Origin of the sequence: Sinomonas albida (assembly GCF_004919045.1) — a bacterium.
Lineage (GTDB): Bacteria > Actinomycetota > Actinomycetes > Actinomycetales > Micrococcaceae > Sinomonas > Sinomonas albida.
In genome coordinates, this window is sequence record NZ_SWDW01000003.1 from 51,096 (window position 1) to 65,038 (window position 13,943).

General features: G+C 68.7%; 13 protein-coding genes. 1 reads left to right on the forward strand and 12 read right to left on the reverse strand.

The features are described 5' to 3' along the window. Window positions 1-4: 4 nt before the first annotated feature. The 7 genes from dapF to E6A26_RS03730 all read right to left on the reverse strand — a co-directional run bounded on the left by dapF (window position 5) and on the right by E6A26_RS03730 (window position 6,890). Window positions 5-949: a diaminopimelate epimerase gene (gene dapF / locus E6A26_RS03700; protein WP_136609852.1), complete on the reverse strand. Its 945-nt coding sequence runs from the start codon at window positions 947-949 to the stop codon at window positions 5-7. Next, entirely contained in the window at window positions 946-1,863 is a 918-nt protein-coding gene (miaA, locus tag E6A26_RS03705) for a tRNA (adenosine(37)-N6)-dimethylallyltransferase MiaA (RefSeq protein ID WP_136610037.1), read from the reverse strand. The genes dapF and miaA overlap by 4 nt, the downstream gene beginning before the upstream one ends. A gap of 20 nt (window positions 1,864-1,883) precedes the next feature. Next, the gene (miaB, locus tag E6A26_RS03710) at window positions 1,884-3,407 is read right to left on the reverse strand and encodes a tRNA (N6-isopentenyl adenosine(37)-C2)-methylthiotransferase MiaB (RefSeq protein ID WP_268815203.1); all 1,524 of its coding nucleotides are present in this window, start codon (window positions 3,405-3,407) and stop codon (window positions 1,884-1,886) included. Between the two features lie 35 nt (window positions 3,408-3,442). After that, window positions 3,443-4,678 carry an aggregation-promoting factor C-terminal-like domain-containing protein gene (locus E6A26_RS03715; protein ID WP_136609853.1) on the reverse strand — a complete coding sequence of 412 codons (1,236 nt, stop codon included), beginning with the start codon at window positions 4,676-4,678 and terminating at the stop codon, window positions 3,443-3,445. 195 nt (window positions 4,679-4,873) lie between these two features. Next, entirely contained in the window at window positions 4,874-5,398 is a 525-nt protein-coding gene (locus E6A26_RS03720) for a regulatory protein RecX (protein ID WP_234864999.1), read from the reverse strand. A 9-nt stretch (window positions 5,399-5,407) separates the two neighbouring features. Further along, the gene (gene recA, locus E6A26_RS03725) at window positions 5,408-6,454 is read right to left on the reverse strand and encodes a recombinase RecA (RefSeq protein ID WP_136609855.1); all 1,047 of its coding nucleotides are present in this window, start codon (window positions 6,452-6,454) and stop codon (window positions 5,408-5,410) included. A 214-nt stretch (window positions 6,455-6,668) separates the two neighbouring features. Beyond that, entirely contained in the window at window positions 6,669-6,890 is a 222-nt protein-coding gene (locus E6A26_RS03730) for a DUF3046 domain-containing protein (RefSeq protein WP_136609856.1), read from the reverse strand. 129 nt (window positions 6,891-7,019) lie between these two features. Between E6A26_RS03730 and E6A26_RS03735 the strand changes: the two genes are divergently transcribed. After that, complete coding sequence (locus E6A26_RS03735; protein WP_136609857.1) at window positions 7,020-7,571, forward strand: MarR family winged helix-turn-helix transcriptional regulator; 552 nt, start codon at window positions 7,020-7,022, stop codon at window positions 7,569-7,571. A gap of 23 nt (window positions 7,572-7,594) precedes the next feature. Here the strand turns inward: E6A26_RS03735 and E6A26_RS03740 are convergent, their stop codons facing one another. The 5 genes from E6A26_RS03740 to E6A26_RS03760 form a co-directional block, all read right to left on the reverse strand. Beyond that, window positions 7,595-8,029: a helix-turn-helix domain-containing protein gene (locus tag E6A26_RS03740; RefSeq protein WP_136609858.1), complete on the reverse strand. Its 435-nt coding sequence runs from the start codon at window positions 8,027-8,029 to the stop codon at window positions 7,595-7,597. Between the two features lie 158 nt (window positions 8,030-8,187). Next, entirely contained in the window at window positions 8,188-8,649 is a 462-nt protein-coding gene (locus E6A26_RS03745) for a CinA family protein (protein WP_234865000.1), read from the reverse strand. A 17-nt stretch (window positions 8,650-8,666) separates the two neighbouring features. Continuing rightward, complete coding sequence (pgsA, locus tag E6A26_RS03750) at window positions 8,667-9,263, reverse strand: CDP-diacylglycerol--glycerol-3-phosphate 3-phosphatidyltransferase (protein ID WP_136609859.1); 597 nt, start codon at window positions 9,261-9,263, stop codon at window positions 8,667-8,669. A gap of 9 nt (window positions 9,264-9,272) precedes the next feature. Then, window positions 9,273-12,158, reverse strand: a complete 2,886-nt coding sequence (locus tag E6A26_RS03755) for an FtsK/SpoIIIE family DNA translocase (protein WP_136609860.1) — start codon at window positions 12,156-12,158, stop codon at window positions 9,273-9,275. Window positions 12,159-12,234: 76 nt separating this feature from the next. Then, a complete protein-coding gene (locus tag E6A26_RS03760) occupies window positions 12,235-13,926 on the reverse strand; it encodes a ribonuclease J (RefSeq protein ID WP_136609861.1) in 1,692 nt (563 codons plus the stop codon). Between the last annotated feature and the right edge of the window lie 17 nt (window positions 13,927-13,943).

Consider the following 13,943-nt stretch of genomic DNA (forward strand, 5'->3'; position numbering starts at 1 on the left):
TGCTCTAGCCGAGCGTGCCGCGGGCCACGATCACGGCGGGTCCGCTGAGCTCGACATGCTCGGCACCCTCGGGGCCAGTCACGAACGCCACGCCGACAGTCCCACCCGGGACGCGCACGTCCCAGCGGTTGGGAGCCCCCCGACCGGCCCAGTGCCGGATCGCGACGGCCGCCGCGCACGCGCCCGTCCCGCAGGATTGGGTCTCACCGACACCGCGCTCGTGCACCCGCATCGAAATGTTCCCGATCCCCTCGCGGACGAGTGGCTCGGCGGGAACCACGAACTCGACGTTCGTGCCGTTCGGCGGCAGCGGCTCAACGGATGGGGACTCGAACAGGCGAAGCCTCGCGAGCTCCGAGTCCGCCGCGAGCGCCACGACGGTATGCGGATTGCCCATGGTCACGCTCAGCGCGGGGCGTGCGACGTCGAGGCCGTCCGCGGTCACAAGCGAATCGCCGGCGTCCTCCTCGGCCTGCGCCGGATGGATGAACCCCCAGGGCCCCATGTCCACGGCAAAGCCGCCCTCGCGCCGCTCCACCCGCTTGATGCCAGCGCGCGTGCCGACAGGGAGAACCTCGCCCTGGGCGAGCTCCGCGAGGCCCTGGTCGAGAAGGAACTCGACGAATACGCGCACGCCGTTGCCGCACATCTCCGAGACGGAGCCGTCCGCGTTGCGGTAGTCCATGAACCAGACGGCGGCGGCGTCCTCGGCGAGGAGTTCGCGGCCCTCGGGCAGGTGCTCCGAGCGGACGGCGCGGATCAGCCCGTCGGCGCCGATGCCGAGGTGGCGGTCGCACAGCGCGGCGGCCTGTTCGGCGCCGATGTCGCGCAGGCCGTCGGGGTCGGCGACGAGGACGAAGTCGTTGCCCGTTCCGTGTCCCTTGGCGAACTCGAGTCCGGCAAGCTGGGCGAGGGGGCTGGCTGCAAAGTCAGTCACGGGGACGGTCATGGTTCAAGAATACCGAGAGCGTTCGCCACAAGGTCCGGCCCCAGGGCGTCGAGCCAGTGGACGCGAGGGTCGGCGTGGAACCACGTGGCCTGGCGTCGCGCGAACTGCCGCGTGGCCACGGTCGTCTGCTCGGCGGCCTGCTCGACCGTCGACTCGCCGTCGGCCACGCGCAGGAACTGCGCATAGCCCAGCGCCCGTGAGGCGGTCTTCCCCTCCCGGAGCCCCGCGGCGTCGAGCCTGCGCACCTCGGCGAGCAGTCCGCCGTCGACCATTCTGTCGACGCGCGCGGCGAGGCGCGCGTGGAGGGCGGACCGGTCCATGTCGAGCCCGATCTGGACAGCCGGCAGCGCGTACTCGCGCCGCGGCATGTAGGAGCTGAACGGACGGCCGGTGACCTCGAGGACCTCGAGGGCGCGGATGATCCGCCGCGCATCGCGCAGCCGCGCTCCCGAGACCGGATCGGCGGCCGCGAGACGACGCGCGAGGACGCCGATGCCCACCTGCTCGGCCTCGGCCTCGAGCCGGGCGCGCACCGCGGGGTCGGTGCCGGGGAACTCGAGCACGTCGAGGGCCGCACGCACGTACAGGCCCGAGCCGCCCGCGAGGATCGCGCGCTTGCCACGGGCCTGGATCCCGCGGATCGCCGCGCGCGCCTCTGCCTGGAAGGCCGAGACGCTCGCCTCCTCCCGCACGTCGAGGATGTCCAGGAGGTGATGCGGGACTCCGCGGCGCTCGGGGACGGTCAGCTTGGCCGTTCCGATGTCCATCCCGCGGTAGAACTGCATCGAGTCCGCGTTGACGACCTCGCCGTCGAGGGCGAGGGCGAGCTCGACGGCAAGGTCCGATTTGCCGGTGCCGGTGGGACCGACGACGGCGACGACGGCCTGAGCGCTGGAGGGCGCCACAGGGCCCATCGCCGCGTCGTCCACCTGCGTCAGCCCGCGCGGACGGGAAGCGACGGCATCCCGAGGCTCACGGCTCGCGCACCCGTGCCACCCGCCAAGGCTCCGTCTGAGGCGGCGGTTGCGGGCACGCCGCAGCTCTCGGCCTGCGCTCGGTCCCAGGCGTCGCCGGCACGCGATCGCCGCACGGAGTACTCTGCCTGGCCCGCGGGGTCCGCGATGAGATGGTGCGGTGCGGCGCTCGTGATCGGCACGGTCACGAGATCGCCGGGGCGTGGCTCCTCGGCGCCCTCGGGCACGCTGAAGTGAACCAGGCGGTTGTCCCTCGCGCGGCCCGAAAGGCGGTGGGTCTCCCCCGCCTTGCGCCCACTGTGAGCCGTCACGAGGACCTCGGCCTCTCGGCCGATCTGGCGGGCATTCTCCTCGCCCGAGATGCGCTCCTGCAGCGCGATGAGCCGCTCATAGCGCTCTTGGACGACCGCCTTCGGCAGCTGGTCCGGCATGTCGGCGGCGGGGGTGCCCGGGCGCTTCGAGTACTGGAACGTGAAGGCGCTCGCGAAGCGGGAGCGCTCGACGACGTCGAGGGTCGCCTCGAAGTCTTCCTCCGTCTCGCCGGGGAAGCCCACGATGATGTCGGTCGTGATGGCCGCGTCGGGCATCCGCTCGCGGACGCGGTCCAGGATGCCGAGGAACTTCGCCGACCGGTAGGAGCGGCGCATGGCGCGCAGGAGCCCGTCGGATCCGGACTGGAGCGGCATGTGCAGCTGGGGCATGACGTTCGGGGTCTCCGCCATCGCATCGATGACGTCGTCCGTGAAGGCCGCGGGGTGGGGGCTCGTGAAGCGCACGCGCTCGAGTCCCTCGATCTCGCCGCACGCCCGCAGGAGCTTGCCGAAGGCAAGGCGGTCGCCGAACTCCACGCCGTACGAGTTCACATTCTGGCCGAGCAGCGTGACCTCGATCGCGCCGTCGTCCACGAGGGCCTGGACCTCGGCGAGGATCTCGCCCGGCCGACGGTCGCGCTCCTTGCCGCGGAGGCTCGGAACGATGCAGAAGGTGCACGTGTTGTTGCAGCCCACCGAGATCGAGACCCATCCGCTGTAGACCGAGTCGCGCTTGGTGGGCAGCGTCGACGGGAAGACCTCAAGCGATTCGAGGATCTCGAGCTGTGCCTCGTCGTTGTGGCGGGACCGCTCGAGGAGCGCCGGGAGAGCGCCCACGTTGTGCGTTCCGAAGACGGCGTCGACCCAGGGCGCCTTCTCAAGGATCGTGTCGCGGTCCTTCTGCGCGAGACAGCCTCCGACGGCGATCTGCATGCCCGGGTGGCGCTCCTTGACGGGGCGGAGCTGGCCGAGGTTCCCGTAGAGGCGGTTGTCCGCGTTCTCGCGGACGGCGCACGTATTGAAGACGACGACGTCCGGCTCAGTGCCGTCCGCTGCACGCACGTACCCGGCTGCTTCCAGCAGACCCGACATGCGCTCGGAGTCGTGGACGTTCATCTGGCAGCCGAAGGTGCGCACCTCGTAGCTGCGCGGCGTGTGGATCGTGGAACTCACCCATCAAGGGTACCGGCAGGGCCGGCATTCCAGAGTCAGTACCAGCCGATCGCCACTTCGTGCGCCCACGCCGAGCACGGGCTTCCGTAGCGGTCGCGGATATAGCCCAAGCCCCAGATGATCTGGGTGCGGTAGTTGGTGAGCCAGTCGCTTCCGGCTGAGTTGTACTTGCCCGGCGGGAGCGCCTGCGCGACGCCGTACGCTCCACTCGATGGGTTCGTCGCGTCCGTCATCCAACTCGACTCGCGGGTCCACAGCTGGAGGAGGCACTGGTACTCAGAACCGCCCCAGCCGTAGCCGCCGATCTGCGAGCCCGCGAACGCCTGCGCACCCGCCGGATCGTTGACCACTCCGACCCCTGTACTCACGGCCGCCGCGGCCGGCGCGACCTGTGCGGGCTGTGCCGCCGCTGCTGCTGCAGCCGCCGCGGCCGCCGCCTGCTGCTGTTGCTGGGCGAGCCTCGCTGCCGCCTCGCGCTTCGCCTCCTGCGCAGCCTCGTACGCGGCGAGGGCGGCTTGGCCCTGCTGGTACTGCTGCTCGACGTTCGCAGACGTTCCCTTGAGGTCTGCGAGCTGAGCCGTGAGGGTGCCCTGCTGCTGTTGGGTCTGTGCCACGACGTCCTGGGCATGCTTCTGCGCGGCTTGCGCGGCGCTGAGATCCTGCTTCGCCGCGTCCGAGAGCTGAGCCAGCACCTCCTCCGCAGCCTTCGACTGGGCCTCCGCTGCGGCAGCGTTGTTGGCGGCGCTCTTGTACTGGGCCACCGCCTTCGACGCCTGGTCTCCCAAGATTTGGATCGTCCCGAGCCTGTCGAGGCCGTCAGATTGGCCGAGCACTGACAGCGCGTCCAGCGCGCCCGACGGCGCTCCCCCGATGTAAGCCGCGGAGGCCACCCTGCCTGCCGCCTGCTGCGCGTCGTCCCGCTGCTTCTCAAGTGCGGCAGTCGCCTCGCGCTGGGCGTCGACCACCTGCTGCTGGTTCCGGACCGCCTGCTCGGCCTTGGCGTAGACCACGCCAGCCGCGACCGCTTTCGACGATGCGTCCGCGGCGGTTGCCTGCACGCTCGTGAGGAGCCCGTTGATCTTCTCCACCTCGGCCTGCGCGGCGTCGACGTTCGCCTTCGCTGCCTGCACGTCGGCCCACGAGGGGAATCCCGACGGCGGAGCATCGTCGTCAGCCATCGCGCCAGGCACCGCGGCACCCAGCGCCAAGAGGGCGCTCGCCATCGCCGCGGCGGCAGTAATGCGCAGTTTGGGGGTTCTGGCACGTCGCATAGTGAGTCCCACTATGGCGAGGCCCACTACCACCGGCCCAAGAGGCTCGCCCGGTTCTCGGCGTTTTCACAGACTCGGCTCGGTAGTCGAGGACCTCTCAGTCGGCTGCCGGTCTGCTCGTCACGGCCCTAGCCGTCGGTCCCGGCCTGCTCACCGCGGTCCTCTCGGTCGGCTCCCGGCCTGCTCGCCAAGGTCCTAGCCGTCGGCGTCGGCCTGCTCGCCGATGACACTGGACGCAATGCGGAAGGCCCTCCCCGGAGGGTGGCCCTTCCGCGCGAGCATGCCCACGAGCCGGCGCAGCTCACGGTCCCGTGCCGCGGGGTCTCCCAGCAGTGCGGGACGAACCCGACGCTCGATGAGGCGACGTGCGGCCTCCTCCTCGTCCTCGTCGCTGAGCTCGGCGATGGCATCCTCGGCCGTCTGGCCGCTGATGCCCTTGGTCGCGAGTTCGCGGCGCAGCGCACCCTTCGAGAGCGACTTCGAGGCCGAGCGGCTCCGGACCCACATCGCCGCGAACGCGCCGTCGTCGATGAGGCCGACATCTTCGAAGCGCTCAAGAACCGATTCCGCGACGTCTTCGGGAACGTTTCGGTCCCGAAGCTTGGCCGCAAGCTGGTGCCGGCTCCGAGGTCCCAGAGTGAGCTGTCGCAGAAGGATGGCCCGCGCGACCGACTCGGGGTCTGCCTCGCGGTCCTCCTCTGGCGGGGGCGAACCTTTCACGCCCAAGCGCTACTCGCCGTCGACGGCCTTGAGACGCGGCTCCTCGTCGGCGTCCTTCTTGACGCCGACGCCAAGCTTCTCCTTGATGAGCCGCTCAAGCTCCTCGGCAAGCTCGGGATTATCCCGTAGGAACCGACGCGAGTTCTCCATGCCCTGACCGAGCTGATCACCGTCGTACGTGAACCACGAGCCCGACTTCTTGATGATGCCGTGCTCCACACCCATGTCGATGATGCCGCCCTCGCGGGAAATGCCCTGGCCATAGATGATGTCGAACTCGGCCTGCTTGAAGGGCGGGGCCATCTTGTTCTTGACGATCTTGGCCTTCGTCCGGTTGCCGACCGAATCGGCACCCTCCTTGAGCGTCTGAATGCGACGCACGTCGATGCGGACGGAGGCGTAGAACTTGAGCGCCTTACCACCGGTCGTGGTCTCAGGGGACCCGAAGAACACGCCGATCTTCTCGCGCAGCTGGTTGATGAAGATCGCGGTGGTCTTGGTCTGGTTCAGGCGACCGGTGACCTTGCGGAGCGCCTGGCTCATGAGCCGAGCCTGAAGGCCCACGTGGCTGTCGCCCATCTCGCCCTCGATTTCGGCTCGCGGAACGAGCGCAGCGACGGAGTCGATGACGATGATGTCGAGCGAGCCCGAGCCCACGAGCATGTCCATAATCTCGAGCGCCTGCTCGCCGGTGTCCGGCTGCGAGACGAGGAGTGCGTCCGTGTCGACGCCGAGCTTGGCCGCGTACTCCGGGTCGAGGGCGTGCTCGGCATCGATGAACGCCGCGATCCCTCCGTTACGCTGCGCGTTGGCCACGGCATGCAGGGCGACAGTCGTCTTACCGGACGATTCCGGTCCATAGATCTCGACAACGCGGCCGCGCGGAAGGCCTCCGATGCCGAGCGCCACGTCCAGCGCGATCGACCCCGTCGGGATGACTTCGATCGGCGCACGGGTATCGTCCCCGAGGCGCATGATCGATCCCTTGCCGAACTGCTTGTCGATCTGCGCGAGGGCCGCTTCGAGGGCCTTTTCGCGTTCTGGCGCTGCCGCCATGGTCCACCTCCGGTCAGGGTTCTCTAGTCCTTGGCAGAGCCATTCGGGTCCCGCCAATCAATTCACTCGCTACGCTACCGAGACCCGCCGACAAAACACGGCGCTCGCACGCCGATGTGGACAGCCTCGCCTGAATCGAGGAATCTTCTGCTCTGTTGAGGAGAATACCTCCGACCGAACACATCTTCGAACAGGCCAGCGGCGTGTCGCGGCATCAGTCTTTGATCGGGCGATCCTTCCCGAGCCTCCGCTCGGGCGGCACGTCCTGCATCTCGCAGACGGCCAGCCACACGCTGCGCGGATTCTGTCCGGCCTGCAAGGCCTCGACGGCCGTGCGGCCACCCACCGCTGACAGCACGAGCGTAGACGCCAGGACGCGCGCATATGCCGACCCGAACTCGTCGTCCATGAACCGCCAGAAATCGCTGTGCCGCATCGCTCAATTCTTTCACGGGCCGTCCTTGGGCTGGCCCCAACAGATCCTGCACGAAACCGTCGCAAGGACGATCTCCGTATATGACCCGGCATCCACGTCAGTGGAAACCCGGCTGCCTATGATGGCGTCATGTCCAGCCCGAGCCAGCGCCCAGACCAGTTCGATGCGGCCTTCGAGTCGATCGAACAGCAGCTGAGCCTTTTCTGGCGCCGCTCCCGGGCGGTCTCCCACGCCATCTCGCGATCACTCCACCCCGAAGTGGAGCCCGGCGCCTACGGGCTGCTCGTCATCCTGCAGCGCGAGGGGGCCACCCGCGTCACCGAGCTCGCCACGCTGATCGGGATCGGCAAGCCGTCCGTGAGCCGCCAGGTCGCTCTTCTCGAGCAGCTCGGGCTCGTGGTCAAGGAAGACGATCCCGATGACCGCCGCGCCCAGCGGGTTACTTTGAGCCCCGCCGGCATCGCGGAGGTTGACGAGCTTCGCAACCGCCGGCTGTCGTTCTTCCGCGACGCGCTCGGGACGTGGGACCTCGCCGACCTGTCCCAGCTGTCTGCCTACTTCAACCGGCTCAACGACGCTCTGGCAGCCGCCGGCCGCCGGCGCGCCGCGGCCGAAGCACAGGCCCCGGAGACAGAGGCCCCGGAGACAGCAGAGGGGCCGGGCATCAGCCCGGCCCCCTAGATTCGTCGGTCAGCGCTGGGAGATCAGCGAGAGCCGCTCAGCTTGCTCAGCTCGACGTCCAGCTCCTCGGAGAGGTCGCGGCCATAGCGCTGGGAGAACTCCTGAGGAACGGTGTCCGGAACCGAGACTCCCTCGGCGACGGCAACCCGGTCGCTGACTTCGCGGAGCATGGCGGAAAGAGGAACGTCGAGCGCGGCGCAAATCGAAGACAGAAGTTCGGACGAGGCTTCCTTCTGGCCCCGCTCGACTTCGCTCAAGTACCCAAGAGAGACACGCGCGTTGTGCGAGACTTCACGGAGCGTGCGGCCCTGACGTTGGCGGACGTCACGGAGGACGTCTCCAATCTCATGACGCAGAACTACCATCTTGCGCTCCTTCTTCTCTTCAGGGGCGATTTCAGCCAAGCCCACATTGCGCCAGCGGACTACGCCATTGACGGTGACGGGCTGCTTGACCATATGTATCAGTGCGCTCCTTATAGGGGGCCCGGCTTGCCGGGCATCCGTGTGACTCATCCTAGTGCTGCCACGAGCAGTGGCGACATAAGAGACAACTCCTCGACCTGATCCTTTGTTCCCCCGTCAGGCCGCTTCCCACGCAAACTCACAGCCGGCTCTCAGCTCAGGGCCTCGAGCAGCGCGGAGAGCGCAGCGTCCCGTGCGGCCTCCCGGATCTCGGCTCGCGCCCCGGAGAAAAGGTATTCGCGCACGTCTGTCCCGTCTGGACCGGCGATCCCCACGAACACCGTGCCCACGGGCTTGCCGTCGTGAGGCTCTGGCCCGGCCGCGCCCGTGGTCGAGACCGCGTAGTCGGCGCCGCAGGCCGCGCGCGCTCCCAACGCCATCTGCCGGGCCACCTCGGGATCCACCGAACCGCTCTCCGACAGCAGCGCCTCCGAAACCCCGAGGAGCGTCGACTTGAGCTCGGTCGCGTAACTCACCACACCACCGCGCAGCGTCGAGGAGGCCCCAGGCACGTCCGCGAGGCTCGCCGCCACAAGCCCGGCCGTGAGGGATTCAGCGGTCGCCACCGTGAGGCCCCTCGAGACGTACGCGGCGACCACGTCCTGTGCGGTCACGGTCGAGTCCAAGTCCCTCACTCCCCCTCCGGCTGTGCGCGGAGCGCCGCCGAACGCAGCCGAAGCGCCTTCACGATGTAGTCCACGCCCGTGGCGACCGTGATCGCGACCGCCGCGAGCATGATGACGAACGCCACCGCCGGAACGGCGGGTGCGACCTCGCGGAGGGGAAGGAGGTACAGGCCGATCGCGACCGTCTGGAGGACAGTCTTGAGCTTCCCACCGGGGGACGCGGGCATCACGCCGTAGCGGATCACGACGAAGCGGAGCGCGGTGATCCCCCACTCCCGAACGAGGATCACGATGGTGATCCACCAGGGCAGCTCCCCGAGGGCAGAGAGCAGCAGGAGCGCCGCACCCGTCAGGAGCTTGTCCGCGATCGGATCGGCGATCTTGCCGAAGTTGGTGACGAGGTTGCGCCGCCGGGCGATCTGACCGTCGAGCTGGTCGGTGTACATGGCGACCGCGAAGGCTAGCACCGCGAGCCAGCGCAGGAGCCCCTGGCGTGAACCGTCGGCGATCATGAGCCCGACGAAGACCGGAACCAGGACGATCCGGAACATCGTGAGAACGTTGGGCAAGTTCCAGATCTGGGACGGCCCTCTGCTAGTCATCGCTCCAGCCTATCGGCCGGTGAGCTGCCAAGCGTCCTCGCCGCCGTCGTCGTCATCGTCGTCGTAGTACTCGGCTGCCTGCGGGCGCGAGTCGAGGTCCCCCTTGACGAGGTCTTCGGCGTACGGCGAGCTGACCTCGTGGTCCGCGAGATGGTGGTTCGCGTTGGCGTTGTCGGCCAGCGCGCGCTCCGTGGGGTGCGCCGAAGCGGCCGACGACGGCGAGTCCTCGCCTCGGAGCGCGGCGAGCACCGCCGGCAGGTCGTCCGGCTTGACGAGAACGTCGCGCGCCTTCGACCCTTCGGACGGGCCGACGACCCCGCGGCTCTCGAGAAGGTCCATGAGGCGACCCGCCTTCGCGAAGCCGACGCGCAGCTTGCGCTGCAGCATCGACGTCGAGCCGAACTGCGTCGTGACGACGAGTTCCGTGGCCTGGAGCAGGACCTCGAGATCGTCTCCGATCTCCCCGTCGATCTGCTTCTTCTCCGGCTCGGCGGCGACGTCCTCGCGGTACGTCACCTGGAGCTGGCCCTTGACGTGCTCGACGACCTGATGGATCTCGGATTCGGAGACCCACGCGCCCTGGACGCGCATGGGCTTGGAGGCGCCCATCGGCAGGAAGAGCGCGTCACCCTGGCCGATGAGCTTCTCCGCGCCGGGCTGGTCGAGCACGACGCGCGAGTCCGTCACGGACGACGTCGCGAACGCCATGCGCGAGGGCACGTTGGCCTTGATGAGGCCCGTCACGACGTCCACGGACGGGCGCTGCGTGGCGAGCACGAGGTGGATTCCGGCGGCGCGCGCGAGCTGGGTGATGCGCACGATGGAGTCCTCGACGTCGCGCGGAGCGACCATCATGAGGTCCGCGAGCTCGTCGACGATGACCAAGAGGTAGGGGTACGCCTTGATCTTCCGCTCGGACCCGGGCGGGGGGACCACCTTCCCCGCCTTGACGGCCTTGTTGAAGTCGTCGATGTGCTTGAAGCCGTAGTTCGCGAGGTCGTCGTACCGGGCATCCATCTCGCGCACGACCCACTGCAGCGCCTCGGCAGCCTTCTTGGGGTTCGTGATGATGGGCGTGATCAGGTGCGGGACGCCCTCGTACGCGGTGAGCTCGACACGCTTCGGATCGACCATGACCATGCGGACCTCGTCCGGCGTGGAGCGCATGAGGATCGACGTGATCATCGAGTTCACGAACGAGGACTTGCCCGCGCCGGTCGCGCCGGCCACGAGCAGGTGCGGCATCTTCGCGAGGTTTGCGACGACGAACCCGCCCTCGACGTCCTTGCCCACGCCCATGACCATCGGATGGTCGGTGCGCCGTGCATTGTGGCTGCGCAGCACGTCACCGAGCGAGACGGTCTCGCGGTCCGTGTTGGGGATCTCGATGCCGATCGCGCTCTTCCCCGGGATCGGGCTCAGAATGCGCACGTCCGAGCTCGCCACCGCGTACGCGATGTTCTTGCTGAGCGCCGTGACCTTCTCGACCTTCGTTCCCGGCGAGAGCTCGATCTCGTAGCGAGTCACGGTCGGACCTCGGCTGAAGCCAGTCACCTCGGCCTCGACGTTGAACTGCTGGAGGGTGTTCGTGAGCGCCGCGACGACCGTGTCGTTCGCCTCGGTGCGCTCCTTCGGCGCCGAGCCGCGCACGAGCACCTCCGAGGAGGGAAGCGTGTACGTGACGTCGCCCGCGAGCTGGAGCTGCTCCGTGCGCTGCGGGATGGGCGACGGCGGCGCGACCGCCGGGCGCGCCGTGGAAGGCACGCTCGGAGCGGCAGCCGCCGCGGCGCCGTCGGCCGCTGCAGGAGCGGCACCGGCGCCCGGAAGGCCAACGGTGGGAATCGCCTCGGTGGCCCCTTCGGGTGCCTTGCCGCCGCGCGCCGCGCGGATCTTCTCGATGGCGGCCTCGGCCTGGGAGCGGCCCGGAGCGGGAAGGGCTTCCGTGGGGTCCGGCTCGCCGACGACGGCGCGTTCGAAGGCCTCGTCGCCCGCGAAGCCTTCCTGTTCCTGGTCCGCCCCCTCGTCCTCGTCGTGACCGAAGATCCGCCGCTTCTTCCTGGACTTCTTCTGCTCGGTCTTCTCGTCGGCCTTCTGCTGCTTCGCGGCCTCAGCGGCGCGACGCTCCGAGTCGTACAGGTAGCTGCGGTCGTGGCCTTCGCCCTCCGGATCCCGCAGGTCGACCCCCACGAGGTGATCCCACGCTGAGCGCAGGCGCCGCGGGATCGCGGTGAACGGCGTAGCGGTCACGATGAGAACCGAGACGAACGCGAGGAACCCGTAGATGACGAGCGGCACGGCCGGGTGGATGGAGGCAAGCAGCGAGGACGCGAGGAAACCGAGCATCCCGCCAGCCCGGCGCAGCCCCTCGAAGCCCCCCGAGACCGATGGCAGCCCGCCCATGACGTCCGCGATGCCGGTCCCCGAGAACGTCATGACGAGGAACCCGATGCCCACGCGGTTGTTCCCTCGCTGGTCCTCGGGATGCCGGAACAGCCGGAAGGCGCACACCGCGAGCATGAGCGGGAGGACGAGCGCGACCCAGCCGAACGTCCCGTTGACCACGGCGTAGACCATGTCGGGGAACACCCCATGCCAGCCCCACCAGGCGAACGTCGCGATGAAGACCGCAAGCGCAAGGTTGAAGAGGCCGGCGCCGTCACGGCGGGACTCTGGATCGACATCGCTCACGTCGGTGCCGATGCGGCGGACGCCCGCGCCGACCGTGTGGGCGATTCCCTGCCAGGCACCGCCCACGACGCGCGTGATCCACGGCTGCCCGGAGTCGCGGCTCGTGACGGCCGCCGAACGGCCGGCAGGACGCTTCTTGGCCGGGCTGGTCTTGGACGCGCCGGACCTATTGGTGGTGCGTGGCGCAGGGGAGGTACGGGTCGCCATGTTCCCAACGGTAACGCGAAGGGCCGCCGAAACCCGGGAAAACCACGGGTCGGCGGCCCTTTCGTGCCGGGACTGCTCAGGCCTCGAGGACCACCGGGATGATCATGGGGCGGCGGCGCAGCTTGCGGCTCACCCAGGTCCCGATGACGCGGCGAACTACCTGCTGGAGCTGGTACGCCGTGTGGTCGGGCTTCGAGAGGATGGCCTCCTCGAGCGCCTCGTTCACCTTCGGGATGATGTCGTCGAACACGGCATCGTCCTCGGCGACGCCGCGCGCGTGGATCTCCGGGCCCGACACGACCTTGCCGGTCGAGCGGTTCACGACCGTGATGACCGAGATGAACCCCTCGTCGCCGAGGATGCGGCGGTCCTTGAGGTCGGCGTCCGTGATGGCGCCGACGCTGCTGCCGTCGACGTAGACGAAGCCCACCTCGACCTGGCCCACGATCTTGGCCTTGCCGTTCGCGAGGTCAACGACCGTGCCGTTGTCCCCGAGGATCACGCTGTCCGGATCCATCCCGGTCTCAAGCGCGAGGTTGCCGTTCGCGATCAGGTGCCGGGTCTCGCCGTGCACGGGCATCGCGTTGAGCGGCTCGAGGATGTTGTAGCAGTACAGGAGCTCGCCTGCCGCGGCGTGTCCGGAGACGTGCACCTTCGCGTTGCCCTTGTGCACCACGTTGGCGCCGAGCTTGAGGAGGCCGTTGATCACGCGGAACACGGCGTTCTCGTTCCCTGGGATGAGGGAGGACGCGAGGATCACCATGTCGCCCTGCTCGACCTGGACGCGATGGTCGCCGTTCGCCATGCGGGACAGCGCCGCCATGGGCTCGCCCTGCGAGCCCGTGGACATGAGCACGAGCTGGTGGTCCAAGTAATCATCGATGTGCTTGATGTCCACCAGGATGCCGGGCGGGACGTCGAGGTAGCCGAGCTTCGCGGCGATCGTCATGTTGCGGACCATCGAGCGGCCCACGAAGGCGACCTTGCGCCCGTGGTGATGGGCGGCGTCGAGCACCTGCTGCACGCGGTGGACGTGCGACGAGAAGCTCGCCACGATGATCCGCTTGCGCGCCTGCCCGAACAGGCGGTCGAGGACCGGGCCGATCTCCTTCTCCGCAGTCGTGAATCCGGGGACGTCGGCGTTCGTCGAATCGGCCATCAGGAGGTCCACGCCCTCCTCGCCCAGGCGGGCGAAGTGGCGCAGGTCCGTGATACGGCCGTCGAGCGGGAGCTGGTCCATCTTGAAGTCGCCCGTGTGCAGCACCGTGCCGCCAGCCGTGCGGATGAATACCGCGAGAGCATCCGGGATCGAGTGGTTGACGGCGACGAACTCGGTCTGGAACGGACCGAAGTCGAGGACCTGGCCTTCCTCGACCACGCGCAGCACGGGGGTGATGCGGTGCTCGGCAAGCTTCGCCTCGACGAGCGCGAGCGTGAGCTGGGAGCCCACGAGCGGGATGTCGCGGCGATGCCGGAGCAGATACGGGACGGCCCCGATGTGATCTTCGTGGCCGTGCGTCAGCACACACGCCACGACGTCCTGGATACGGTCCTCGATGTAGGAGAAGTCCGGCAGGATGAGATCCACGCCGGGCTGGTTCTCCTCGGGGAAGAGGACGCCGCAGTCGACGATCAGGAGCTTGCCGTCGATCTCGAAGACGGCCATGTTGCGGCCGACCTCGCCCAGTCCCCCAAGGGGCACGATCCGAAGCGTCCCCTGCGGGAGCTTCGGCGGCGTCGTGAGGACTGAGAGGGCAAGTTGGGTCATTGCTTCTTCTTTCTAGG